We start from the raw sequence: 21,827 nt of genomic DNA, 5'->3' as shown, positions 1-21,827 counted from the left end.
CAGGCGGCGGGATCAGCCCTGGCCGGCGATGAGCGGCTCCAGGGTCAGGCCCTCGTGCTCGCGCTGGATCGACCGCATGCGCCACTGGTCGGTGAACACCGCGAGCAGGGCCTGGTCCCGGCCGCGCATGAGCACCTCCGCGCCGCGCTGGCGGCGCAGCACCTCGGCCGACTCGGCGTCGGTGCGGCGGGCCAGGGTGTACTCCAGCCGGTCCAGCACGATCTCCGCGCCGAACTCGGCGGCCAGGCGGTGCTGCACGACCTCGAACTGCATGGGCCCGACCGCGGCCAGCACGGGCGCCTGGTCGCCCCGCAGGTCGGAGCGCAGCACCTGGATGACGCCCTCGCCGTCGAGCTGGTCGATGCCGCGGCGGAACTGCTTGGCCTTGGCGGTGCTCCGGGAGCGGGCCACGGCGAAGTGCTCGGGGGCGAAGCTCGGGATCGGCGGGAACTCCACTGCCGTGCCCTCGTACAGGGTGTCGCCGGGGCGCAGGGCGGTCGCGTTCACCAGCCCGACGACGTCCCCCGGGTAGGCCTCGTCGATGGTGGCGCGCTCCTGGCCGAACACCGACTGGGCGTACTTGGTGGCGAACGGCCGTCCGGTCGCGGCGTGGGTGAGCACCATCCCGCGCTCGAAGCGGCCGGAGCAGACCCGGACGAACGCGATGCGGTCCCGGTGGGCGGGGTCCATGTTGGCCTGCACCTTGAACACCAGGCCGGCGAACGGCGCGTCCAGCGGCCGGGCCGCGCCCTCGACGTCCGTACGCGGCGCGGGCGCGGGCGCGAGGTCGACCAGCACGTCGAGCAGCCGGGCCACGCCGAAGTTGGACAGCGCCGCGCCGAACAGCACCGGCGTCGCCTCGTGCGCCTCGAACGCCTTCTGGTCGTGCTCGGCGCCGATGGCGGCGAGCAGGTCGCTCTCCTCCCGCGCCCGGGTCCAGTCGGCCCCGAGATCGGCCTCCGCCTCCCCCGGCGTCAGCGTGGTCTCCAGCGCCTTGGTGGCGCCGCCCGGGGTGCGGGTGTAGCGGACGGCGCGGCCGTCGAGCCGGTCGACCACCCCGTGGAAGTTCCCGGCGGCGCCGATGGGCCAGGTCACGGGGGTGGGCCGCAGGCCGGTCCGCTCCTCGATCTCGTCGAGGAGTTCCAGCGGCTCGCGGCCCGGCCGGTCCCACTTGTTGACGAACGTGATGACCGGGATGCGGCGGTGGCGGCAGACCTCGAACAGCTTCATGGTCTGCGGCTCCATGCCCTTGGCCGCGTCGAGGAGCATGACCGCGCAGTCGACCGCGGCCAGCACGCGGTAGGTGTCCTCGGAGAAGTCGGCGTGGCCGGGGGTGTCGACCAGGTTGAACACGTGGCCGCGGTACTCGAAGCGGAGCGCCGCCGAGGTGATCGAGATGCCGCGGGCGCGCTCCATCTCCATCCAGTCCGACGTCACGCCCCGCCGTCCGGCCTTGCCGTGCACGGCCCCGGCCTGGGTGATCGCCGAGGCGTGCAGGGCGAGCGCCTCGGTCATCGTGGACTTTCCGGCGTCCGGGTGGCTGATCACCGCGAACGTCCGGCGCCGCGCCGCCTCACCCGTCACGGCGCTCATCGCCGCGTCCCCGGCGTACGGACGCGGGTCGTCGTGGTGTGATCGTGCGATCGAGGCATCCGGGCTCCCAACTGCGGTGAACACCGTAGGTTACCGCGTCCGCGGGCACCCTCCACGCCATGGCGTCACGGGACGGGTTCCCGGTGGGCGGCGGAGACGACGAAGGACTCCAGCCGGTGCAGCAGGGCCTCGATCTCACCTTCGGACAGGCGGGTGGTGTCGGCGTTCACCTCCACGCCGAGCGTGCCGTTGCGGCGCATCAGGGCCAGGCAGAAGTCGCAGCTGCGCTTATCGGTGCCGGGGAGCCACTCCAGCTCGGACTCCTCGTCCGCGCGGGCGGCGGCGCCCGGGTCCTCGCCCGGGCGCAGGTCGTTGAAGCAGCACGACGGGAACACGGAGACGCCGCGGTCGGCGCTCAGCCGGTCGATCATCGCCTGCATGGCCGGCTTGTCGAATCGGGCGCGCCGGTAGGACGCGAGAACCGCCGGGTACGCGGTCGCGACCGTCTCGGCGAGGCCCCCGCTCGGGCCCAGGGTGAACAGTCCGAGCTGATTGAGGCTGGTGACCAGATCCCGGGTCCGGTCGTCGAAACGGTTGTGCACGATCGGGGTGATCGCGGCGACCTCGTGCCCGGTCAGCTCGCGCAGCAGCATGGCGACCGCCACCAGCAGGACGGTGGCGGTGCTCACCCCGGCCCGGGCGGCGAGCACGTACGCGGCGTGGTTGAGCCGGGGCGACGTCAGCACGGCCCGCGCGTACCTCGGCGTCGAGGCCGGCCGGACCGATTCCGGGAACATGGCGGACGGCACGGTCCGGAGCAGCGCCTCCCACTGGGCGATCGCGCGGTCCGAACGCGCCGGTGCCGCCCGCTCCTCCCGCACCAGGTCGAGCAGCTGCGACGACGGCGGTCGCGTGATCGCGCCGCGGAGCAGCAGCGTCCGCAGGTCGTTCACCACGACACCGGCCGCGTGCCAGTCGGCGACGGCATGACTCATCACGAGGGTCACGTGGGTGACGGCACCGTCGCGGACCACGAATCCGGCGCGCAGCGGCTGCTCGCCGTCGCCGAAGGACCGCGCGGCCAGGCGAGCGGCGAGTGCCGCCGCGACGTCGCCCGCCTCGTCGCGGGCCGCCTCGGCCATCTCGACCGGCAGCGTCCCCGCCGCCGCCACCTCCTGGTACGGTCCGTCCGCGCCGAGCCGCACCAGGGACCGCAGGGCGTCGTGCCGGCCCGTCACCTCGGCCAGAGCGGCGGCCACGACCTCGGGAGAGCGCGGGCCGCCCGCGCGCGGGACGGCGAGGACCTTGGGCACGTTGAAGTAGTGGGCGCTGTCCGGCCCGACCTGCTGGAGGGCTCCCCAGATATCCCGCTGCCCCCAGGCGAGCTCCGCTGTACCGGAACGGCTGGAGGCGAAGCCCACCTGAAGCCGCATGGCTCTCCTTCGACGCGGGTGTCCGTGGGGACGCTGCCATGAAGGCTAGGATGCGCCTCCGAGCGGGTCAAGATCCTCCCGGGCCGCCCGCCGGTCAGATGAGGTTGTCCTCCACGGGCAGGCCGAACTCGCCCCTGCCGTACATCGCGAGGGCGCGCTCGACGTCGTTGGCCACGTGGACGCCGCCGGCGTGGGCGTCGCGCCAGGCCCGCTCGATGGGGTTGCCGCGGCGGAGGGAGTTGCCCCCCGCCGTCTTGAACAGGACGTCGATGGCCTCCAGCGCCCGCTCGGTGGCGCGGACCTGGTCCCGGCGCACCCGCAGCCGCAGCTCGGCCGGGATCGCCTCGCCCCGCACCGCGTGCTCGTAGGCCTCCCGCACGTTGCGGTCGGTCTGCAGGACCGCAGCGTCGATCTCCGAGGCCGCCCGGGCGACCGCGACCTGCGCGAACTGGTCGTCGGCGAACCGGCCGCCGCCGCCCAGGCTCAGCCGTACGCGGTCGCGCATGGCCGACACGTACGACCGGTAGCAGCCGGAGGCCATCCCGATGATCGGCGCGGTGATCGTGGTGGTGAACACGGCGCCGAAGGGAAGCCGGTACAGCGGGCCGGTGTTCACCTGCTGGCCCGGCCCGCGCAGCCGGGTCAGGTCCTGGTTGCGCACCATCCGGTGCGCGGGGACGAAGGCGTCGTCCACGACGATGTCGTCGCTGGCCGTGCCGCGCAGCCCGATGACGTCCCAGACGTCCTCGATCGCGTAGTCGGAGCGGGGCACCAGCACCGTCACCACGTCCGCCGGCCGGCCCGCCGCGCCCAGGACGAGGCCGCCGAGCAGCGCCCACGACGCGTGCCCGCAGCCCGAGGAGAAGCGCCACCGGCCGGACAGGCGGTATCCCCCCTCGGCCGGGACGAGCCGCCCGACCGGCGCGTACGACGAGCAGGCGAGCACGCCGGGGTCGCTCCCCCAGACCTCGTCCTGGGCGGCCTCCTCGAACAGGGCGAGCTGCCAGGGGTGCACGCCGAGGACGGACACGAGCCAGCCGGTCGACCCGCACACCGCCGAGATCTCCCGCACCACCTCGTAGAAGCGCACCGGATCGCTCTCCGCGCCGCCGTACCTCTTGGGCTGCAGCATCCGGAACACCCCGGCCCGGGACAGCTCGCCGATCGACTCCGCGGGGACCCGCCGTTCCTCGTCGACGGCGCGGGCTCGTGCGGCGATCTCCGGCAGCAGCGCGCGAACCTCGTCCAGGACCTCGTTGCTCATGGGGGAATCCTTCTGTCTCGGTCAGATGCCCAGCCGCGCCGCGACGCCGTCGAGCACGCATTCGAGCCCCAGCTCGAACTGCCACTCGCCGTCGTCCTTGCGGACGCCTTCACGGATGTAGCGCTCGAAGGCGGGGTAGCGGCCCGACTCCAGCAGCCACCTCAGGTGCGAGGAGTAGAGGCCGCGCAGCTCGTCCGCCCCCGTGACGCCCTCGCGGCGCATGAGCTCGGCCAGGCCGACGTCGACCGCCACCATCCCGTTGACGTACGCGCTCACCGTGCCGACCACGGCCATGCGGCCGTCGGCGTCCAGGCCGAGGTCCTCCAGCGAGGCGAGCAGCCGGTCGGCCCGCGCGACGAGGTGCGGCGTGAGCTGGCCCGACCTGGCCGTCGTCCGGACCATCCAGGGGTGCCGCAGCACGGCGCGCCGCAGGCCGCGGGCCGCCTCGCGCAGCGTCGTACGCCAGTCGGCCGCGGGCTCCACCAGCGCCTCCTCCGCGATGACGGCGTCGAGCATCAGCTCGATCACGTCGTCCTTGCCGCGCACGTACCGGTAGAGCCCCATGGTCGCCACGCCGAGGCGTTCGGCCAGGTGGCGCATCGAGACGGCGTCGAGCCCCTCGGCGTCCGCGATCTCCACCGCCGCCGCGGCGATCTGGGCGTGGGTCAGCGCCGCGCGGGGCGGCCGGGCGGGGCGTTCCATCCGCTGCCAGATGGACTCGACGGCGTCACCCGCGACCTCGTCCGCGCTCTTCCCGGCCATCGCCACACTCCTCACCGTTGTGCGTGTACATCGTACCCGTGCTTGTACGCCGTACGCACTTGCGCGTACGGTGTACTCGTTGCGTACGACGTACTCACCTCGTGGAGGACCCATGCCAGGCGACGACCGGCTCGGAATCGCGATGATCATCGGCAGCGTCCGGGACGGGCGGGTGGCGCCCCTCGTCGCGAGCTGGTTCGCCGCCCAGGCCGAGCGGCGCGACGACCTCGCCCTCGACGTGATCGACCTTGCCGAGACCCGGCTCCCCGACGGGTTGCGCGGGCACTTCGGCGGCGACAGGCCCGAGGAGGTCACGGCGCTGCGGCCCCGCGTGGACGAGGCGGACGCCTTCGTCGTCGTGACCCCCGAGTACAACCGGAGCTTCCCCGCCGCCCTCAAGCTGATGATCGACAGCTATCACCGGGAGTGGGCGGCCAAGCCCGTCGGGTTCGTCAGCTACGGCGGCATGTCCAGCGGACTGCGGGCGGTCGAGCAGCTCCGGCTGGTCTTCGCCGAACTGCACGCGGTGACCGTCCGCGACTCCGTCGCGTTCCGGAGCCCCTGGACGCTGTTCGACGACGACGGCAACTGGCCGAAGGACCCCGCGGGCGCGGAGAGCGCGGCCAAGACGATGCTCGACGAGCTCGTCTGGTTCGGCAGGGCGCTGCGGGACGCGCGGGCGGCCCGGCCGTACGGCGCCTGATCCGGCCCTTCCCGTCCGCTCCCGCCCGCGCCTGCATCGCGACGCCGCCGCCCTGATCACGGGACGGCCGGTCCGTCAGCCTCCGTTGGAACCTCGTCCCGCGTCTCCGGGACCAGGCGCTCCACCGCCTGCTCCACGAGCTCACGCAGACGACCCTCGGGGAACACGTCGGGCAGCGTGAGCCGCTCCAGGATCAGCCAGTTCATGGCCAGGTGGAGTAGCTCCACCGACGTGGCGTCCCCGGGCCGGCCGTCGCCGAGGTGGAGACGGATGTTCGCGTCCACGTCCGCTCTGATCCGCTCGGTGAGCACGGCCCGCAGGGCCGGCCGTCGCGTCGCCTCCAGGCGCAGCTCCAGCAGGGCCAGGAATCCCGTTCGGTAGGTGCTGACCCGCTCGACCACCTCGTGGGTCAGCTCGGCGACCCTCGCCCGGTCCCTGCGTTTCTCCGGGCTCCCGGTCAGGGACCCGGCCTCCGGCTCCAGCCGTTCGTAGACGCGCGCGCCCGCCTGGGTGAGCATCTCGTCCCGGTTGGCGAAGTAGTTGGACGCGGTGCCGCCCGGCACCTGCGCCTGGGCGTCCACCGCGCGGAAGGTCAGGCCCCGCGCGCCGTCCCGCGCCAGCACCTCGATGGCCGCGTCGAGCAGAGCCGCCCGCCGAGCCGGATTCTGTCGCACCACGATTGACACCACTCCACTTGTAGTACTACGGTCATAACCACTACAGACAGAGTACTTCAGACGGAGCGTTTTGTATGCGAAAGCTTGTCTACTACATCGGCGTCAGCATCGACGGCTACATCGCGGGCCCCGGCGGAGAGTTCGACTTCTATCCGCTGGAGGACACGCTGAGCTGGATCATCGAGGAGTATCCGGAGACGGTGCCGAGCCACGTGCGCGCGCAACTGAACCTGGAAGCGCCGAACCGGCGTTTCGACACGGTCGTGATGGGCCGCGGCACCTACCAGCCGGGCCTCGACCTCGGCGTCACCAGCCCTTACGCCCACCTGAGGCAGTACGTGGTGTCGGCCTCGATCCCCGAGATCGGCGATCCCCAGGTGGAGCTCGTGCGGAGCGACCCCATCGGTCTCGTGCGGCGCCTCAAGCAGGAGGAGGGCGGGGACATCTGGCTGTGCGGAGGCGGCACGCTCGCGGGCGCGCTGCTGCCGGAGATCGACGAACTCATCGTCAAGAGCTACCCGGTCGTGGCCGGCGACGGGATCTCGGCGTTCACCGGGGCCTTCCGCCCCACGCCGTTCACCCCGGTCCGGTCCCGGTCCCTCGGCAGCGGAACGACCGTGACCTGGTACGACAGGGCGTAGGCGATCAGTGCGGGGAGGCACCGTCCACCGAGGCGGCGTACGCGAGGGCCCCGGCGACGTTCTCCGGGCGGCCCGGCCCGCGCGCCCGCACGCCGGCCGCCCGTCCCGGCGAGAACGCCGGGACGGGCGGCCGGATCGGCGTCAGCGGGCCTCGTGACGCCGCTGGCAGGCGATGCAGTAGCGGGCCAGGGGCCGGATCTTCAACCGTCCGAACGGGATGGCCGCCGCGCAGTCGGCGCACCGGCCGTAGTGTCCCTCCTCCATCCGCTCCAGCGTCCGGCGCACTTCGGTCACCGCCCGCTCGGTGGCGGCGACGTCGGCGAGCAGGGCGAGGCGGGCCGTGTCCTGCTCGCCGCCGTCGACCTCGGCCCGCAGGTCGCGCAGCTGCACCTCACGCCACTGGAGCTGCTCCTCCAGCTCGGTCCGGATGAGCCGTATCTGCGGCTCGCTGATGGCGGTGAACTCGTCACTGGTGGTCATGGTCGAGGTCCTTCACTTCGTCGGCGGGGATGAGGGCGGCGCGGCGCGCGACCGCGGGCAGCAGGCAGGCCAGGCCCCTGACGGTCGCCTGGGCGGGATCGACGGCGGGGGTGACGGTGATCCGCAGCCCGGCGCAGAGCGCGCGGGCCAGCTCCGGATCGCGGGCGCCGCCGCCGGTGATCAGCAGGCCGCGCCCCCGCGCGACGCCCCGCATGCGGGCGGGAACGCGCGCGACGAGGTCGGCGACCATGGCCACGATGCGTTCCCGCACGTACGGCGGGAACCGCGGACCGTCCGGCGGATCGCCGGCAGGGTCATCGGCGCGGTCCTCGGACCGGTCCCGCGTGCCCATCTGTACGGCCCCCGCGTCGGCGATCCGGCCGCCGCGGATGACGACGGCCTCGGCGATCCCCGCACCGGCGTCGAGGAGCAGCCGCGGCCTCGGGTCTCCGATGTCGACGCCGCAGCCCACCGCGGCGGCGAGCGGCTCCTCGACGATCGTGACCGGGCAGCGGGCGGCGCTGCCGACCGCCGCCTGCGCCGCGCGCCGGTCCAGCCGCGAGGCCGCCACCGGCACGCCGAGCAGGACGCGTTCCAGAGGCTCCTGCCCGGCGGCCTCGCGCAGCGCGGCACGGACCAGCCGCGCGCAGCCGGGCATGTCGGAGACCATCCCGTGCCGCACCGGCCAGTGGCGCGGTGCGGCCGGAGCGCCGACCGCGGAGGGCCACTCCCGGATCACCGGGCTGCCGGACAGCAGCAGCCGGGTCCGCGCGGTGCCGAGGTCGAGGGCCAGGCCGGTCGCTCCGCCCGCTCCCCCGCCCGTTTCGCCACCCGCACGGGTCACGCCGTGCCCGGTCGTGATCCCGGTTGTGCCGGTCATGCCGACATCCGGGTCTCGCCGGCGCAGGCGGCGCACAGTTGCACGTGCGGCGCCGAGCGGAGCCGGTCGAGCGGCAGGAACGCCTCACACTCCGTGCAGGTGCCGTAGAGGCCGAGGTCCATCCGCTCGATCGCCGCCTCGATGGCGGCGACGTCGCGGCTCGCCCGCCGTACGGCCTCGGCGGACGGGCGGACCCGCGCGACCGGCGGCGCCACCTCGTGTGGTTCGCCCGCCAGGGCCAGCTCGGCCCGCGCGGCGCGCAGCCGCTCGTCGAGCAGCATGCGCAGCTCGGAGAGCTGCGCATCGTACTGCCGGCACTCCTCCATGAGAGAGCCCGGCGACCTGATCTCAGCCATGATCGGCATCACTCCAGGTATGGAAAAAGGTGGGGTGGGACGCCACGCCCCACACCGGTACAAGACGGGTGCGAGCGGCGGCCCGGGTGACGGTCGGATCGGAGCGCGGCGAGCGGCCGGAGCCCGGCCGCCCCACAGACGCGGGAACGGACGCGGAACGGACGCGGGAACGGACGCGAGGCGGAGCGCGGCGGTCGCGAGGTCGCGAGGTGGGCCCGAGACGGACGCGAGACGGACGCGAGACGGACGCGAGACGGACGCGAGACGGGCCCGGGACGAGCGCTCGCCCCACCACACCGCTCGGAGAAGCGGCGGAACGGCGGAACGAGCTGGCCGTGCACCGCGCGAAGCGGAATGCCCGCCTGCGCCCTGCCCGGCCCTGCCTCGCACCCGGCAACACCCGGTACGCGGCTGTGCTCGATGCCCGACAGATCTGCCCCCTGCCCGGCTGTGGGCCGGGTGGGGGCGTCTGCGGTTCGTGGCGGTACGCCTGTTACGTCGTGCGGCGGACGCTCTGCAAGCAGCCGGGTCGAGGACCATACGACCGGCCGTTCAGAGGCCCTGCCCCGGCCGTTTCGCAGGCCAGGTCGCCAGCCGCTGCACAGACGGTGTCGCGGACCCCCTGCCGAGGATCACTCGACGCGTGGACCGGCCTGATTACCGGACGGCTGGGATGGCTGGGGCTGCTCGACGACGAGACCGGGGCGACGCCGCGGCTCGGAGCGCTCCGAAGTTCTAGACCAGCGGCGGGCTACGGGATCCGACCGTGCGATGCCCGGTCTGCTGCGGGCTGAGGAAGACGTCCTCGTTGTGCCGGACCAGCGCCGGGGCGGACGCCGGAGCCGCCAACGCGGCCACAGCGCTCGGCAGCCGCAACGACAGCGGCATGTGCTCTGAGCCGGCGCCCGCGGGCAGGGTGGCGGACTGGGGCGACCACGCCCCCGGCGTCCACACTTCGGCAGCGGCCTGGGGCGCGTGCTGCGCGGGGTCGCCTCCGTACCAGGCGGGCGTCGAGGCGACCAGGGCAAGGCCGAGCATCAGCAGGCCCACCACCCACGTGAAGGCGGTGGACCCGCACATGCCACGTCGTGAGGTCGCCATGAGACCGACCATAGCCCACCTTCGCGAAACGGTCATCTACGTTTTCCGCCGCCCGTTTCTCACCTTATTTCCGCCCATTTTCGAATGATCTCGGCACTTTTCGCCCTGCGCGATCACGGCACGCGGCGGGTCCGGGCCGGAGCGGCTACGGTGACGTGAGACCGGGTCGTCGCTGGAGGGAGGGATCGTGCGAAGCAGGCTGACCGCCGCGCTGCTGCTCCTGCTGCACGCGATCTTCCTGACCACCGGCTTCCTGACCGCCGGCGGCTCGCCCGCCGCCGCTCAGGGCATGACCCAGTCTGCCGGCGGGCTCCGCCTCACGGGCGCGCCCGCCGCCGCGGAGACCGCAGGCGTGCGGGGCGCCGCAGCGACCGCCGCGTCCACGGCAGCGCGGCCCACGACCGCCCGCCCTGTTAGGGCGGAGGACACGAGCGCACGGAACACGACGGCGCGGCACTGGGGGTCGCCCAGCGCGGGGCGGCCCGCGCACAGTGACCAGCCCCGGATCCACGCGGGTCCGGGCGGCCCCGGCGCCACCGCCGGGCCGGTCCTGCCGCCCGCCTCCGCGTCGCCGCGCGGGGGCACCCGGGTCACCCGAGCCGGCCCGGATCACGACGATCGTCCCGCCCAGCGCCCGCGCCGCACGACGGCCGCGCGGGCTCCTCCCTCCACGGCGTACTGAGGCCCTCTTCTCTCCTCGTACCTGCCTGTGGAGGCACAATGTCACGTGCGCCTTTGTGGCGCGCGGTGGCGGCGCTCGCCGTCATCGCCACCTCACTGCTGCTCGCCCTCACCATGGCCCCGCGCCTCGGGCTCGACCTGCGCGGCGGCACCCAGCTCGTCTTCGAGACGAAGGACTCCCCCACGGTCAGGGCGGACGCCGACGCCACCGACCGTGCCCTCGACGTGCTCCGGCGCCGTGCGGACGCCCTCGGAGTCGTCGATCCCACCCTGGTCCGCTCCGGCGAGAAGCGGATCATCGTGGAACTGCCCGGCGTGCTCGACCCGCGCGAGGCCGCCGAGGTCATCGGCAAGACCGCCCAGCTCAACTTCCACCCGGTGCTCGGCCCGGCCGGGGACGGCGACAAGGACGCGATCGCCGACGAGAGCGGCCAGAAGCTGAAGCTCGGCCCGGTCGCCCTCAGCGGGGCCGGCGTCACCGACGCCGCCGCCGGCACCGACCCCCAGTTCGGGCCCGGCTGGTTCGTGACGATCGACTTCCGGGAGGCGGGCCCCTGGCGGGAGCTGACCGGCAAGGCGGCCTGCGAGCCGATCGGCGATCCCAAGCGCAGGGTCGCCATCGTGCTCGACAACGAGATCATCTCCTCGCCCCAGGTGAACGAGACCGTGACCTGCGGGGCGGGCATCCCCGGCGGCACCACCCAGATCACCGGGTCGTTCTCCGCCGAGGAGGCGCAGAACCTCGCCGTGCTCGTCAAGGGCGGGTCGCTCCCGGTGCCTCTGGAGCTGGTCGAGCAGCGTACGGTCGGCCCGACCCTCGGCGCCGACGCGATCGCGGCGAGCGCCAAGGCGGGCGTCGCCGGGGTGATCCTCACCGCGGTGTTCATCGGCCTCGTCTACCGCCTGGTGGGCCTGCTGGCCGCGGTCGCGCTGGCCTGCTACGGGCTGATCTCGTACGCGGGACTGGTGGCGATGGGCGCCACGCTCACGCTGCCCGGCCTCGCCGGGTTCGTCCTGGCGATCGGCATGGCCGTGGACGCCAACGTGCTGGTCTTCGAACGGGCCAGGGAGGAGTACGGCGCGGCGCCCCGCCGGGGCCTCAAGGCCGCCCTGGACCGGGGGTTCAAAAAAGCCTGGAGCGCGGTCGCCGACTCCAACATCACCACCCTGCTCGCCGCCGGGCTGCTGTTCTGGCTGGCGTCGGGGCCGGTGAAGGGCTTCGGCGTGACGCTGGCGATCGGCGTGCTCGCCTCGTTGATCTCGGCCATGCTGATCACCCGGGTGCTCGCCGCCGCCCTGATCGGCAGGTTCGGCCCGGGGGTGTCGGGCCTCGGCTCGATCGGCCGGGTCAGGACCTGGCTGACCCGGCGGAACCCCGACCTGATGCGGGCGGGGCGGCGCTGGCTCGCCGTCGCGGCCGGGCTGCTCGTGCTGGTGGGCGCGGGGCTGGTCACCCGCGGCCTGAACTACGGCGTCGAGTTCACCGGCGGGCGGATCGTGGAGTTCGGCACGAGCGGGCCGGTCGACGTCGCCGCGGCCCGGCGGGCGGTGTCGGACGCCGGGTTCCCCACGGCCGTCGTGCAGCGGTCGGACGACGCGATCTCCGTACGGACCGGGCAGATCACCGCCGACGACGTCGTCCGCGTCGAGGAGGCCCTGGACCGGCGCGTCGGGGAGGTCACCAAGCAGCGCGACGAGCTCGTCGGGCCGAGCCTGGGCGCGGAGCTGCGCCGCAACGCGCTCATCGCGCTCGGCGTCGCGCTCGCGGCCCAGCTCGCCTACCTGGCGTTCCGGTTCCGGTGGACGTTCGGCGCCGCCGCCGTGGCGGCGCTGTTCGTGGACGCGGCCGTCGTCGTGGGCACGTTCGCCTGGCTGGGCAAGCCGATCGACGGCGTCTTCCTCGCCGCGATGCTGACGATCATCGGGTACTCGGTCAACGACAAGGTCGTGCTCTTCGACCGGGTCCGCGAGCTGTGGCCGGTGTCACGGGGGACGCCCTTCGGGCGGGTGGTGAACACGGCGATCCTGCAGACCGTGCCGCGTACGGTGAACACGGGGCTCGGCGCGCTGTTCATCCTGGCGGCGCTGGCGGTGTTCGGCGGCGACTCGCTGCGCGACTTCGCGATCGCCCTGCTGATCGGCATCGTGGCGGGCACGCTGTCGTCGTCGTTCGTGGCGGGGCCGGCGGCGATCGAGCTGGAGAGGCGCGCCGGTCAACCGCCGCCCGCACCCGCCGCTCCGCGTCGCCGGCCCGTGGCCCGCGACGGATCGGGCGCGGTGGTCTGAAGTGGTCAGGGATGGTCTGAAAGCGGTCTGAGAATGGTCCCGGGGCGGGCGGCGCCCGCCCCGGGACCACGGAGCCTCAGTGGCGGCCGAGGGCGCGCAGCTCGAGAGGGCTCAGCGCGGAGACGTTCTGGTCGATCGGCGAGTCGGTGTACTGGTGGATCGCCCAGCTCTTCCAGTCGGCCGGCGGGGTGATGTCGCCCGGGTTCCGGCTGTAGTGGGCCACCCACAGCGGATAGTCGCCCAGGCCGCGGCCGTACTTGTCGGCGAAGTTCCAGCCGCTGTAGAACATCGGCCGGACGCCGGTCTTGGCGGTCACGTACTCCAGCCATTTCCTGGCCCAGGCGTTGACGCGCTGCACCGACTGGCCGTCGGCGGTCTCCAGGTCGAGGACGAGGATGTCGCCGGGCTTGCCCGGCTGCGCGTTCACCACGCGGAGGAAGTGGTCGGCCTCGGCGATCGGGTCGTTGGAGGGGTGGCCGTAGTGGTAGACGCCGCGGACGATCCCCTTCTTGTCCAGCTCCCGCCAGTGCCGGGGGAAGGACGAGTCGACCCAGTCCAGGCCTTCGGTCGCCTTGATGAAGCCGAACTGCGCCCGGCTGTTGATCCAGTCGTGGTCGGCCTCGTAGCCGGAGACGTCCTGGCCGTACGTGTGCGGGTTCGCGTAGGCGGGAGCGGGCGCGGCCGCGGTGGCGACGAGCGTGGCGGCGGTGAGGGTGGCCGTGCCGGCCGTGACCGCGAGTGCCGCCGCGGCGAGGGCGGCGCGCAGGCGGCGGGCGGAGGGCCGCCCGGCGGGAGAGAACCTGATGGTGGGCATGACGCGGTTGAGCTCCTTGCTTCCATGCCGCCTACCGGGTTAGCTGACGGGTTCGGGCAGGAAGTGCCCTACGGGCGCATCTGGGGGTCTGCGCGCCGATTCACCCCGAGAAGTGGGTCCCCGGCTCCGCGGAACGCGGACTCGGCGGCCGCGCGCACAGAAGAGCGCACGGTCCGGGCAACGACACGGCAACGGAGGCGACGCGGATGTCACCGGTACCCATGCCGTGGCACCTAAAGGTACATACAGCTCAACAATGGTGTAAACCTGACAAAACCTGTTTTTACCTGGGAAGACTCGTCATGCAGGTGCCCCGTTGGACGGGATCCCGTGCGGCGCGGCGCCGAGGGGGTTTGTAAGTTCGTGACCTGAGCGCTGAGTCACCGGACCAGAGCCGCACCAGAGGCACGCACACCGGAGCCACCGGACCGCACGCGAGAGGTGAACCCATGACCGCAGCTTCCGCCGGCCCCGGCCTCGGCGACCCCGGCTCCGGAGACGCGCCGCCGCCGTCGCCCGCGGAGTTCCGGCGCGCGCTCGGGATGTTCGCGACCGGCGTGACCGTGGTCACGGGTCTCGACGACGGCGATCCGGTGGGGTTCGCCTGCCAGTCGTTCGCGTCGGTGTCGCTCGAACCACCGCTCGTGCTCTTCTGCGCCGACCACAAGGGCCGCGCCTGGCCGCGGATCAGGAAGTCCGGCCGCTTCTGCGTCAACGTCCTCGGCGAGGAGCAGGTCGACGTGTGCGCCAGGTTCGGATCGAGCAACGGCGACAAGTTCGCCGGGCTCGCCTGGGACCTGTCCCGCTGGGGCACGCCCGCCCTGCCGGACGTGCTGCTGCGCGTCCACGGCGAGGTCCGGGAGGTGCACGTGGCCGGAGACCACGACGTGGTGATCGGCCTCGTCCGAGAACTCGAACCCGTCCATCCGGAGCAGCGGCCGATGCTGTTCTTCCGCGGCAGATTCGGCGTGTACCACGACGACCCCGCCGCGGCGCTCGGGCCCAACCTGTGGGGCTGGGGCGACCACTGGGGATGAGGCCGTGCGGGGGGCGGGGCCGTGACCTGCCGGTGACTTGATAGCCTGCCTGCTCCGCGAGTTCGGCGGACAGGCGGTGAATCGGGGGCCTGATGCGGGAGGGGCGGGTACGGCTCGGCGGAGCGCTGGACACGGCCGGGATCCTGTTCGCCGCGATCTTCTTCTGCCTGTCCCTCACGCCGTCGCTGCTGCCCCGCTCGTGGCCGCTGCAGGGGATCATCGCGGGCGTGCTGACCGCGACCGGATACCTGGCCGGCGTGACCGCCGGCACTCTGGCCCGCCGGAGCGCCGCCCCGGTCGTCCGGCGGTATGCCGGGGCCCGGTGCGCGGGATGGCGCGAGGGGTGGCGCCGTACGGGACGGCGGCGGGTCCGCCGTCTGGTCGCGACGTTCGGCTGCGGGCTGGGCGCCGCGTCGCTGGTCCTCGGCGTACGCGCCCAGAGGGCCATCTACCCGCTGATGGGGCTGCGCCCGCCGGAACGGCTCGGCTATCTCGGCGTGCCGTTCGTCGCGGCGGCGGTGTTCCTGCTCCTGCTGGCCGCCGCCAGGGCGCTGCGCGTCGCCGCCCGGGCGCTCGGAGGCGTGCTCGGCAGGTGGATCCCCGCCACGGCGGCGCGGCTGGCCGCGACGCTCGGCGTCGGCGTGCTGGCCGTCCTGCTGACCGACGGGATCCTCACCGAGGCCCTGCTCAGAGGGGCCGACAACAGCTTCGCGGCGATCAACAGCGAGACCGCGCCCGGCACCTCGCGGCCCCGGTCCGCCGCCGTCTCGGGCGGCCCCTCCTCCCTGGTCTCCTTCGCGTCGCTCGGTTTGGAGGGCCGGGCGTTCGTCGCAGGCGCCCCCACCGTCGGGGAACTCAGCGGTTTCACCGGGCGGCCCGCGCTCCCGCCGGTCCGGGTCTACGCGGGGCTCGACTCCGCCGTGACCGCCCGCGAGCGGGCCGCCCTCGCCGTACGGGAGCTCGACCGGACCGGCGCGTTCCGCCGGGCGGTGCTGTGTGTGATCACGACGACCGGCACGGGCTGGGTGGACCCCCAGGCCGCCGCCGCCCTGGAGTTCATGTACGGCGGGGACACCGCGCTGGTCTCGATGCAGTACTCCTACCTGCCGAGCTGGCTGTCCTTCCTGGTGGACCGCGAGCGCGTCACGGCGGCCGGGCGCGAGCTGTTCGGCCAGGTGTACGCCCGGTGGTCGCGGCTGCCCGCCGGTCACCGGCCCCGGCTGCTGGTGTTCGGGGAGAGCCTCGGGGCGTTCGGCGCGGAGTCGGCGTTCCGCGACGACCGCGACCTGCGCGAGCGCACCGACGGCGCGCTTTTCGTCGGGCCGCCCGACAGCAGCCCGCTGTGGCGGCGGTTCGTGGACGGCCGCGACCCGGGCAGCAGGGAGGTGCTGCCCGTCTACCGGGACGGCGAGACCGTGCGCTTCGCCAACGGGCCCGAGGACCTGCCCGCGCCCGCCTCCTGGGACGGGTCGCGGGTGGTCTATCTCCAGCATCCCTCCGATCCGATCGTGTGGTGGACCCCGCGGCTGATCCTCGGCCGCCCGGACTGGCTGGAGGAACGGCGCGGCGGCGACGTGCTGCCCTGGATCCGCTGGTATCCGTTCGTCACGTTCTGGCAGGTCACCGCGGATCTGGTGTTCTCCCTCGACGCACCGCCCGGCCACGGGCACGACTACGACGGCGAGGTGGCCGCCGCCTGGGCGCGGATCGCGCCACCGGCCGGCTGGGACGACGCGCGGACCACGGCGCTGACCACGCTCCTGTCCCGGAGCGGGGCCGGCTCAGCCGGGCAGTGAGCCGAGCCAGCCGAGCAGCCGGTCGCCCTCACGCTTCATGATCTCGGGATCGCGCAGCGCGTTGGCCAGCAGCGACATGCCCTGATAGGCGCTCACCAGGGTCAGCGCGAGCCCGTCGGGCTCGGGCAGGCCCAGCTCGCGGAACTGGCGCTCGGCCCAGTCGAGCAGCAGCCGGATCACCCTCCCCGCCTCCGCGTCCAGCCCGCCCTCACCGCGCTTGTCCAGCTCGGCGGCGAGCGTGCCGGTCGGGCAGCCCCATCGCGCCGCGACGTCGCGCTGCCCGATCCAGGTCTCCACCAGCCCCTTGAGCCGCTCACGCGGATCGGGCAGCCGCTCCAGCCGTCCGGTGAGCTCCGCGAGATGCCGGGCGTGCTCGTCCAGCGCGGCGGCGACCAGCTCGTCCTTGGTCTTGAAGTAGTAGTACACGTTGCCCACCGGGACGCCGGCGGCGCGGGCGATGTCGGCGATGGTGGTGCGCTCGGCGCCCTGCCGGTGCACCACCTCGGCGGCGGCCGCCGTGAGCCGCCGCCGCTTGGCGCTCGCGGCCCCCGCGCGGGAAACGGTCGAGTCAGTCACCTGACTGACTATAGGCGCGTCCCGTGCTACGGTTCTCTCTGAGTCAGCCAACTAACTAACTCAAGGGAGATCACCATGATCGTCGTAACGGGAGCCACCGGGAACGTCGGCCGGGTCCTGGTCCGGCTCCTGGCGGAGGCGGGCGAGGACGTCACCGCCGTCGCCCGCCGCGTCTCGTCCGCCGATGTGCCCGAAGGCGTCCGTGCGGTCAGCGCGGACCTGGCCGATCCCGCCGGGCTGCGCCCCGCGCTGGAGGGGGCGGACGCGCTGTTCCTGGTGACGCCCGGCGACTACCTGGCCCTCGGCGGGAACGTGCGGCCGATCCTCCGCACCGCCGCGGAAGCCGGGGTGCGCCGGGTCGTCCTGCTGTCCTCCCAGTCCGCCGGGACGCGCCCGCTCTCCCCGGGTCACGGCATGCGGGCGCTGGAGGACGAGAGCGAGGTCAGGAACTCGGGGCTGGAGTGGACGATCCTGCGGCCGGGCGGCTTCGCCTCCAACGCCTTCGCCTGGGCGGAGTCCGTCCGCCTGCGCCGCACGGTGACCGCCCCGTTCGGAGACGTCGCGCTGCCCGTCATCGATCCCGGCGACATCGCCGAGGTCGCGGCGGCTGCCCTGCGGGAGCCCGGCCACGACGGCCGGGTCTACGAGCTCACCGGGCCGGAGCGGGTCTCTCCGCGTCAGATCGCCGCCGCGCTCGGCGACGCGCTCGGCGAGCCCGTACGGTTCGCCGAGCAGAGCCGCGACGAGGCACGCGCGATGATGGCGGCGTTCATGCCGGAGGAGGTGGCCGACGGCACCCTGGCCATCCTCGGCGATCCGACCCCCGGCGAACGGCGGGTCAGCCCGGAGGTCGAGCGGGTGCTCGGCCGCGCGCCGCGCCCGTTCTCGGACTGGGCGCGGCGCAACGCGGCCGCCTTCCGCTAGAGCAGGCGGCGGCCGGCGCCACCTACCACCACATCCACGGGATCACCTACTTCCACGGCTGCTACTCCGTCGGCGATGACCTGCTGTGGGGCGTCAACCGACGCCGCAAGGGCATCGACCACACCTGGGCGGCGCTGCGCTCCATCCGGGCCGCTCGCCCCGACGGTGCTCCTCGCCGCGAGCGCGCTCGCATCCGCAGCGAGAAGGGCATCCGTTCGGGCGGACGTCCCCTCGCCGATGCCGCTTGACCGGCCGGCGACCTTGCCCGGCCGGGTCCTAGCAGTAGCCGTCCACCCTGGCGCCGGCTGGAGCGAGGTTGGGCCAGGGATGCCCTGCTCTGTCGGAGGCAGCGGACCGTAGGAGGTCAAGAAGAGTGCATCCTGGGTAGCCCCGAAAACTCGCGTAGGTGCCCCGGTAGTAGCAGCTCCAGTAGCTCACGACCCGCCGTTGAGTGCGCGCGAAGAAGGCAGGATTGTCCACGATGAACTGCCCGTAAGCGAGGTGGCCGCAGGTGCCGGGCGTGGCGAGATCACGGAGCTCATCGCAGATGACGATCAGGATCTCCAAGACGTACTCGCCGACCAGCTGCACGACGAAGGGGACGACCCATGCCTCGGTCAGGTAACTGGCATCAATGGCCCCACACACGCTCAACCCGGCGAAGGTATGCGGTCAGAGCACTAGGCAAGAGCGGAGAAGGCAGGGCGTTCTGCGATGCGCCCCCTGGTGATCCACCGCTCGGGTGTGCGCAATGAGCCCCCGTAGCTCTGTGTGACGGCGGTAACGGTATGTGGTTCTCAGAAATGACCGGTTCTGCGAGGGTGACCATGCCCTGGCGGGTGCGTCTGTTCGCGCAGGTCGCTATTCGCAAAACTCCTCGCAGAACCTGAGGGTTGTGCGAGGAAGTTCTGCGAGAATCGGCGGGTGGAGCTGACGCCAGAGGAGGCCGCCGCGGCGGTCGAGGGGTCGACTGCCCGACTTGCGAGGTGATGGCCCCCTCCCCGTGCCGCACGCGGAGCGGGAAGGTCGCCTCCAAGTACCACACCGCGCGCTTCATCTTGGTGCCCGCACTGCGCGAGCTGCTGGAGGTGGCGGTCCCGGCCGGGCGCCGCCCGGGCGCGCGCTGGCAGGCGCTGGCGCCGGTGGCGGCCGCCGAGGTCACTCCGTCCGCGCCGGCGATCCGGATCGGCTACGCGCGCTGTTCGACCAAGGAGCAGGAACTGGACAGCCAGCTGCAGGCGTTGCGCGCGGCCGGGTGCACACGGATCTTCGCCGAGAAGATCTCCACTCGGATCAAGGTACGGCCCGAGCTGGATGCCGCGCTGACGCTGTGCCGTGACATCAAATCGGCCGCGCCCGGCCAAACGGTGATCTTCACCGTGCACGAGCTGAAGCGGCCCGCGCGCAACGCCGCCGAGCTGATGGCGCTGGCGGGCGGGCTGCAGGCGGCCGGGATCCAGTTGGAGCTGCCGACCGGCCCGTTGACCGGCGTCTACGACCCGAACGGGCTGGGCGCGATGTTGTTCGCCGTCCTGGCCGTCTGCGCCCAGCTCGACCGCGACTACATCCGCGACAAGACCCTGGAGGGCCAGCAGGCCGCCGCCGCGCGCGGCCATCATGGCGGCCGCCCCAAGGTGATCGATGAGGACATGCTCACCTTCGCCCTGGCGCTGCGGGCCAAGGGCCTGCCGGTTCCGGAGATCGTTGCCAAGCTGAAGATCGCCACGGGGAAGAACGCGGGCAGGGCGCCGTCGGTCGCCTCCCTGTATCGCGCGCCGGCCGATGCCGACCAGCGCAGCGCCTCGCTGGACGCATCCGGCTGAGCTGGGTCTTTCCGAACGTGACGGCTCGAAGGAGACGTTGACTTGGCGGCGATGGTGCGGCGTCGGACGGATGGCCGGCCGCTCACGCGGCCGGCCATCTCCGTGAGGACCGCGGCGTGCGCTCAGTCGAAGAGCGCGGCGTAACGGTCCAGGTAGAGCGGCCAGCCCTGGTCGTTGCCCACGCCCTCGGCGAGGGACTCCCAGCCAGGCCCGTGCCGGTCGATGTGCCGGTGCTCCAGCTCCACCCGGGTCCGGGAGGGCGACTCTTCGATGAAGCGGACCTCGACCTCGCTGGCGTTCGCGGTGTCGGCCTCGATCTGCCACTGGACGCCGATATCCCAGGAGAACACCACGCGAGAGGGCGGCTCGTAGGCCAGGACCCGCGCCCACCGGCACTCACTGCCGTCCTCGGCGCGGTCGTAGATGTGCCCGCCGGCCCTCGCCTCGAAGACGGTCTCGGCGATGGCCGCACCGAGCAGGTTGTGCTCGCGCGGCTTGAAGTCGCCGAACCGCTCGGTGAAGACCTTGAAGGCGTGCTCGACCGGTGCGTCGATCACGACGCTCCGATTCACGGCCGTCTGTGTCATTGCTGCTCCTCGTGCTGGCTTGGAGCGGCCGGGCCGTCCCGCTGGGCCGCGTCCTGGAAACCGGACAGCGCCCGCTCCCAGAACAGGTCGAGCTGATCGCGCAGCGCCGCCACGCCAGCCGGGTTCAGCCGGTAGATCCGACGAGTCCCCGCAGCGGTCTCGTCCACGAGCCCGGCGTCCTTCAGCACCTTCAGATGCTGCGACACCGCGGGCCGGCTGACCGGCAGCTCGTCGGCGAGTTCCCTGACTGAGCGCGGACGCTCGGCCAGGGTCGTGACGATCGTCCGCCGCGTCGGATCGCCCAGCGCGCTCCATGCGTCGTCGTCTGATCGGTAAGTGGCCACGAACCGTAAGCTTAAACTTACCGATGCCGGAACGCAAGGTTGCTGGCAGTCGCTCGCCGCGTGCGGGATCTCGTGTGCTTGGGACGAACTTCTCGCCGTTCTCCGTTCCATGCTGGCCATCGCCCGGCATGGCCGCTGGGTCGAGACCTCGCCTGTCGTGCACGGATATGTCCGGGCAGCGGACATGTCCGGGCAGCGGACATGTGGCGCGACAATCCCATGCCCGGACTCGGTGTGTGACCTGCGCCGACCACTTCCGCGATGCCTTCAAGGCCTATATGAAGGTCGGCCTTGCAGTCGAAGTGGCCGCCAGCCGTCATCCAGGAGCCGGCGCTTGTATCCGCGCAGCGCGTGACGTGCGGCCTTGGTGTTCGGTTTCGGCTGGCGCGCCAGCTCGTGCCAATTAAGGCGGCCGCCTTCGAACTGCTCGATAGGCGGGCGCTCGCAAGAGCGCCGGTCACCGAGCCGCCGCCCGCGCCGGGCCCCGCCGTACGCCCCGCCGCCGGCGGCGGCGGCCCGCCCGCCTCCCTCCGGCCGGCCGCCGCAGTGAGGGGTCCCACGTGCCGCTGTCGATCATCACCACGCCGTCCAGGTTGTGCCTGTGCACGGCCCGCACGAAGGCGTCGTCGGTCCGCTCACCGTTCCTCTCCCCGCTGGTGGCGAGCATGAGGTGATATCCGCGCCCGCTGAGCGCGGTCTTCAGAGCGACGAGGATTTCCTGGAAAAACGGGTGCCGCCAGCCGGGGCGGCGGTGGTCGCTGTCCCACACGAGGCCGACCATGAAGGACTTCTTGGTGGCCAGCGTGCGGGCCGACTCGTTAAGCAGGTAGCCGATCTGACGCGCCGCCCGCAGAACCTGCGTCCTGGTCTTCGCGTTAGCTACCTCCGGATTGTTGAAATCGCGGGAGACGGTTGCCGGGGACACGCCGCACAGGCGTGCCACCTCTCTGATCGTTGCCACGGATCGAACGCTGTCGCATCTCGCTGCAACCGGTTTCATGTAACCGGTTTCGAGGAAATTACGCAATCATGGGAAGTCTGTCAAGGTTGCCGGTAATTTCATCGGCGT

The 21,827-nt window shown here is 72.8% G+C and carries 22 protein-coding genes, 1 pseudogene and 1 riboswitch; of the genes and pseudogenes, 9 read left to right on the top strand and 14 right to left on the bottom strand.

Going from position 1 to position 21,827, the window contains the following annotated elements; genetic code table 11:
- Nucleotides 1-12 precede the first annotated feature (12 nt).
- The 4 genes from HHX37_RS26150 to HHX37_RS26135 all read right to left on the bottom strand — a co-directional run bounded on the left by HHX37_RS26150 (nt 13) and on the right by HHX37_RS26135 (nt 5,052).
- Complete coding sequence (locus tag HHX37_RS26150) at nt 13-1,593, bottom strand: peptide chain release factor 3 (protein ID WP_182881167.1); 1,581 nt, start codon at nt 1,591-1,593, stop codon at nt 13-15.
- A gap of 125 nt (nt 1,594-1,718) precedes the next feature.
- Entirely contained in the window at nt 1,719-3,026 is a 1,308-nt protein-coding gene (locus HHX37_RS26145; RefSeq protein ID WP_182887148.1) for a condensation domain-containing protein, read from the bottom strand.
- 94 nt (nt 3,027-3,120) lie between these two features.
- Entirely contained in the window at nt 3,121-4,290 is a 1,170-nt protein-coding gene (gene hsaA, locus HHX37_RS26140) for a 3-hydroxy-9,10-secoandrosta-1,3,5(10)-triene-9,17-dione monooxygenase oxygenase subunit (RefSeq protein ID WP_182887147.1), read from the bottom strand.
- 21 nt (nt 4,291-4,311) lie between these two features.
- Nucleotides 4,312-5,052, bottom strand: coding sequence for a TetR/AcrR family transcriptional regulator C-terminal domain-containing protein (locus HHX37_RS26135; protein ID WP_182873583.1), 741 nt, complete (start codon nt 5,050-5,052; stop codon nt 4,312-4,314).
- Between the two features lie 112 nt (nt 5,053-5,164).
- Between HHX37_RS26135 and HHX37_RS26130 the strand changes: the two genes are divergently transcribed.
- Complete coding sequence (locus tag HHX37_RS26130) at nt 5,165-5,755, top strand: NADPH-dependent FMN reductase (RefSeq protein WP_182887146.1); 591 nt, start codon at nt 5,165-5,167, stop codon at nt 5,753-5,755.
- A gap of 56 nt (nt 5,756-5,811) precedes the next feature.
- On the opposite strand, the gene HHX37_RS26125 is transcribed toward HHX37_RS26130, so the two are convergent.
- Nucleotides 5,812-6,429 carry a TetR/AcrR family transcriptional regulator gene (locus tag HHX37_RS26125; RefSeq protein WP_182887257.1) on the bottom strand — a complete coding sequence of 206 codons (618 nt, stop codon included), beginning with the start codon at nt 6,427-6,429 and terminating at the stop codon, nt 5,812-5,814.
- Nucleotides 6,430-6,506: 77 nt separating this feature from the next.
- Between HHX37_RS26125 and HHX37_RS26120 the strand changes: the two genes are divergently transcribed.
- On the top strand, nt 6,507-7,073 hold the full coding sequence (locus HHX37_RS26120; protein WP_182887145.1) for a dihydrofolate reductase family protein: 567 nt from the start codon (nt 6,507-6,509) through the stop codon (nt 7,071-7,073).
- A 141-nt stretch (nt 7,074-7,214) separates the two neighbouring features.
- Here the strand turns inward: HHX37_RS26120 and HHX37_RS26115 are convergent, their stop codons facing one another.
- The 4 genes from HHX37_RS26115 to HHX37_RS26100 all read right to left on the bottom strand — a co-directional run bounded on the left by HHX37_RS26115 (nt 7,215) and on the right by HHX37_RS26100 (nt 9,890).
- Nucleotides 7,215-7,553, bottom strand: a complete 339-nt coding sequence (locus HHX37_RS26115; RefSeq protein WP_182887144.1) for a TraR/DksA family transcriptional regulator — start codon at nt 7,551-7,553, stop codon at nt 7,215-7,217.
- Nucleotides 7,540-8,433, bottom strand: coding sequence for a rod shape-determining protein (locus HHX37_RS26110; protein WP_182887143.1), 894 nt, complete (start codon nt 8,431-8,433; stop codon nt 7,540-7,542). The genes HHX37_RS26115 and HHX37_RS26110 overlap by 14 nt, the downstream gene beginning before the upstream one ends.
- Complete coding sequence (locus tag HHX37_RS26105; protein WP_182887142.1) at nt 8,430-8,789, bottom strand: TraR/DksA family transcriptional regulator; 360 nt, start codon at nt 8,787-8,789, stop codon at nt 8,430-8,432. Before HHX37_RS26105 ends, HHX37_RS26110 begins: the two co-directional genes overlap by 4 nt.
- Nucleotides 8,790-9,524: 735 nt before the next feature.
- A complete protein-coding gene (locus HHX37_RS26100; protein ID WP_182887141.1) occupies nt 9,525-9,890 on the bottom strand; it encodes a hypothetical protein in 366 nt (121 codons plus the stop codon).
- 187 nt (nt 9,891-10,077) lie between these two features.
- On the opposite strand from HHX37_RS26100, the gene HHX37_RS26095 reads away from it, so the two are divergent.
- Together HHX37_RS26095 and secD are read left to right on the top strand one after the other, a co-directional pair.
- Entirely contained in the window at nt 10,078-10,572 is a 495-nt protein-coding gene (locus HHX37_RS26095) for a hypothetical protein (protein WP_182887140.1), read from the top strand.
- Nucleotides 10,573-10,610: 38 nt separating this feature from the next.
- A complete protein-coding gene (secD, locus tag HHX37_RS26090; protein ID WP_182887139.1) occupies nt 10,611-12,857 on the top strand; it encodes a protein translocase subunit SecD in 2,247 nt (748 codons plus the stop codon).
- A 76-nt stretch (nt 12,858-12,933) separates the two neighbouring features.
- On the opposite strand, the gene HHX37_RS26085 is transcribed toward secD, so the two are convergent.
- Entirely contained in the window at nt 12,934-13,671 is a 738-nt protein-coding gene (locus HHX37_RS26085; RefSeq protein WP_182881175.1) for a glycoside hydrolase family 25 protein, read from the bottom strand.
- Between the two features lie 13 nt (nt 13,672-13,684).
- Nucleotides 13,685-13,828: riboswitch (cyclic di-AMP (ydaO/yuaA leader) on the bottom strand.
- Nucleotides 13,829-14,120: 292 nt separating this feature from the next.
- Between HHX37_RS26085 and HHX37_RS26080 the strand changes: the two genes are divergently transcribed.
- The gene (locus HHX37_RS26080; protein WP_182887138.1) at nt 14,121-14,708 is read left to right on the top strand and encodes a flavin reductase family protein; all 588 of its coding nucleotides are present in this window, start codon (nt 14,121-14,123) and stop codon (nt 14,706-14,708) included.
- 92 nt (nt 14,709-14,800) lie between these two features.
- A complete protein-coding gene (locus HHX37_RS26075; RefSeq protein WP_182887137.1) occupies nt 14,801-16,504 on the top strand; it encodes an alpha/beta hydrolase in 1,704 nt (567 codons plus the stop codon).
- Here the strand turns inward: HHX37_RS26075 and HHX37_RS26070 are convergent.
- The gene (locus tag HHX37_RS26070) at nt 16,490-17,080 is read right to left on the bottom strand and encodes a TetR/AcrR family transcriptional regulator (protein ID WP_111702075.1); all 591 of its coding nucleotides are present in this window, start codon (nt 17,078-17,080) and stop codon (nt 16,490-16,492) included. The genes HHX37_RS26075 and HHX37_RS26070 overlap by 15 nt on opposite strands.
- Nucleotides 17,081-17,155: 75 nt before the next feature.
- On the opposite strand from HHX37_RS26070, the gene HHX37_RS26065 reads away from it, so the two are divergent.
- The 3 genes and pseudogenes from HHX37_RS26065 (at nt 17,156) to HHX37_RS26060 (ending at nt 19,827) form a co-directional block, all read left to right on the top strand.
- The gene (locus HHX37_RS26065) at nt 17,156-18,004 is read left to right on the top strand and encodes an NAD(P)H-binding protein (RefSeq protein WP_182881178.1); all 849 of its coding nucleotides are present in this window, start codon (nt 17,156-17,158) and stop codon (nt 18,002-18,004) included.
- Nucleotides 17,929-18,252 (top strand): annotated as a pseudogene (locus HHX37_RS37945) (hypothetical protein); the annotation flags it as partial. The gene HHX37_RS26065 and the pseudogene HHX37_RS37945, both read left to right, overlap by 76 nt.
- A gap of 813 nt (nt 18,253-19,065) precedes the next feature.
- On the top strand, nt 19,066-19,827 hold the full coding sequence (locus tag HHX37_RS26060) for a recombinase family protein (protein WP_310740538.1): 762 nt from the start codon (nt 19,066-19,068) through the stop codon (nt 19,825-19,827).
- Nucleotides 19,828-19,949: 122 nt separating this feature from the next.
- On the opposite strand, the gene HHX37_RS26055 is transcribed toward HHX37_RS26060, so the two are convergent.
- From HHX37_RS26055 to HHX37_RS26045, 3 genes are all read right to left on the bottom strand, one after another.
- The gene (locus tag HHX37_RS26055) at nt 19,950-20,414 is read right to left on the bottom strand and encodes an SRPBCC family protein (RefSeq protein WP_182887136.1); all 465 of its coding nucleotides are present in this window, start codon (nt 20,412-20,414) and stop codon (nt 19,950-19,952) included.
- A complete protein-coding gene (locus tag HHX37_RS26050; protein ID WP_310740537.1) occupies nt 20,411-20,758 on the bottom strand; it encodes a metalloregulator ArsR/SmtB family transcription factor in 348 nt (115 codons plus the stop codon). Before HHX37_RS26050 ends, HHX37_RS26055 begins: the two co-directional genes overlap by 4 nt.
- A 457-nt stretch (nt 20,759-21,215) precedes the next feature.
- Nucleotides 21,216-21,719: a LacI family DNA-binding transcriptional regulator gene (locus tag HHX37_RS26045; RefSeq protein ID WP_182887135.1), complete on the bottom strand. Its 504-nt coding sequence runs from the start codon at nt 21,717-21,719 to the stop codon at nt 21,216-21,218.
- Nucleotides 21,720-21,827: the final 108 nt, after the last annotated feature.

Origin of the sequence: Microbispora sp. H10885, assembly GCF_014161415.1 — a bacterium.
GTDB classification, from domain to species: Bacteria; Actinomycetota; Actinomycetes; order Streptosporangiales; family Streptosporangiaceae; genus Microbispora; species Microbispora triticiradicis.
Note: the sequence above shows the minus strand (reverse complement) of the source record. Positions and strands in the feature narration are given on the sequence as shown.

Bases quoted from the DNA above. Each gene is read 5' to 3' on its own strand.
- HHX37_RS26150 (WP_182881167.1), bottom strand. From the start codon at position 1,593: ATGAGCGCCGTGACGGGTGAGGCGGCGCGGCGCCGGACGTTCGCGGTG.
- HHX37_RS26145 (WP_182887148.1), bottom strand. From the start codon at position 3,026: ATGCGGCTTCAGGTGGGCTTCGCCTCCAGCCGTTCCGGTACAGCGGAG.
- hsaA (WP_182887147.1), bottom strand. From the start codon at position 4,290: ATGAGCAACGAGGTCCTGGACGAGGTTCGCGCGCTGCTGCCGGAGATC.
- HHX37_RS26135 (WP_182873583.1), bottom strand. From the start codon at position 5,052: ATGGCCGGGAAGAGCGCGGACGAGGTCGCGGGTGACGCCGTCGAGTCC.
- HHX37_RS26130 (WP_182887146.1), top strand. From the start codon at position 5,165: ATGCCAGGCGACGACCGGCTCGGAATCGCGATGATCATCGGCAGCGTC.
- HHX37_RS26120 (WP_182887145.1), top strand. From the start codon at position 6,507: ATGCGAAAGCTTGTCTACTACATCGGCGTCAGCATCGACGGCTACATC.
- HHX37_RS26115 (WP_182887144.1), bottom strand. From the start codon at position 7,553: ATGACCACCAGTGACGAGTTCACCGCCATCAGCGAGCCGCAGATACGG.
- HHX37_RS26110 (WP_182887143.1), bottom strand. From the start codon at position 8,433: ATGACCGGCACAACCGGGATCACGACCGGGCACGGCGTGACCCGTGCG.
- HHX37_RS26105 (WP_182887142.1), bottom strand. From the start codon at position 8,789: ATGGCTGAGATCAGGTCGCCGGGCTCTCTCATGGAGGAGTGCCGGCAG.
- HHX37_RS26100 (WP_182887141.1), bottom strand. From the start codon at position 9,890: ATGGCGACCTCACGACGTGGCATGTGCGGGTCCACCGCCTTCACGTGG.
- secD (WP_182887139.1), top strand. From the start codon at position 10,611: ATGTCACGTGCGCCTTTGTGGCGCGCGGTGGCGGCGCTCGCCGTCATC.
- HHX37_RS26085 (WP_182881175.1), bottom strand. From the start codon at position 13,671: ATGCCCACCATCAGGTTCTCTCCCGCCGGGCGGCCCTCCGCCCGCCGC.
- HHX37_RS26080 (WP_182887138.1), top strand. From the start codon at position 14,121: ATGACCGCAGCTTCCGCCGGCCCCGGCCTCGGCGACCCCGGCTCCGGA.
- HHX37_RS26075 (WP_182887137.1), top strand. From the start codon at position 14,801: ATGCGGGAGGGGCGGGTACGGCTCGGCGGAGCGCTGGACACGGCCGGG.
- HHX37_RS26065 (WP_182881178.1), top strand. From the start codon at position 17,156: ATGATCGTCGTAACGGGAGCCACCGGGAACGTCGGCCGGGTCCTGGTC.
- HHX37_RS26055 (WP_182887136.1), bottom strand. From the start codon at position 20,414: ATGACACAGACGGCCGTGAATCGGAGCGTCGTGATCGACGCACCGGTC.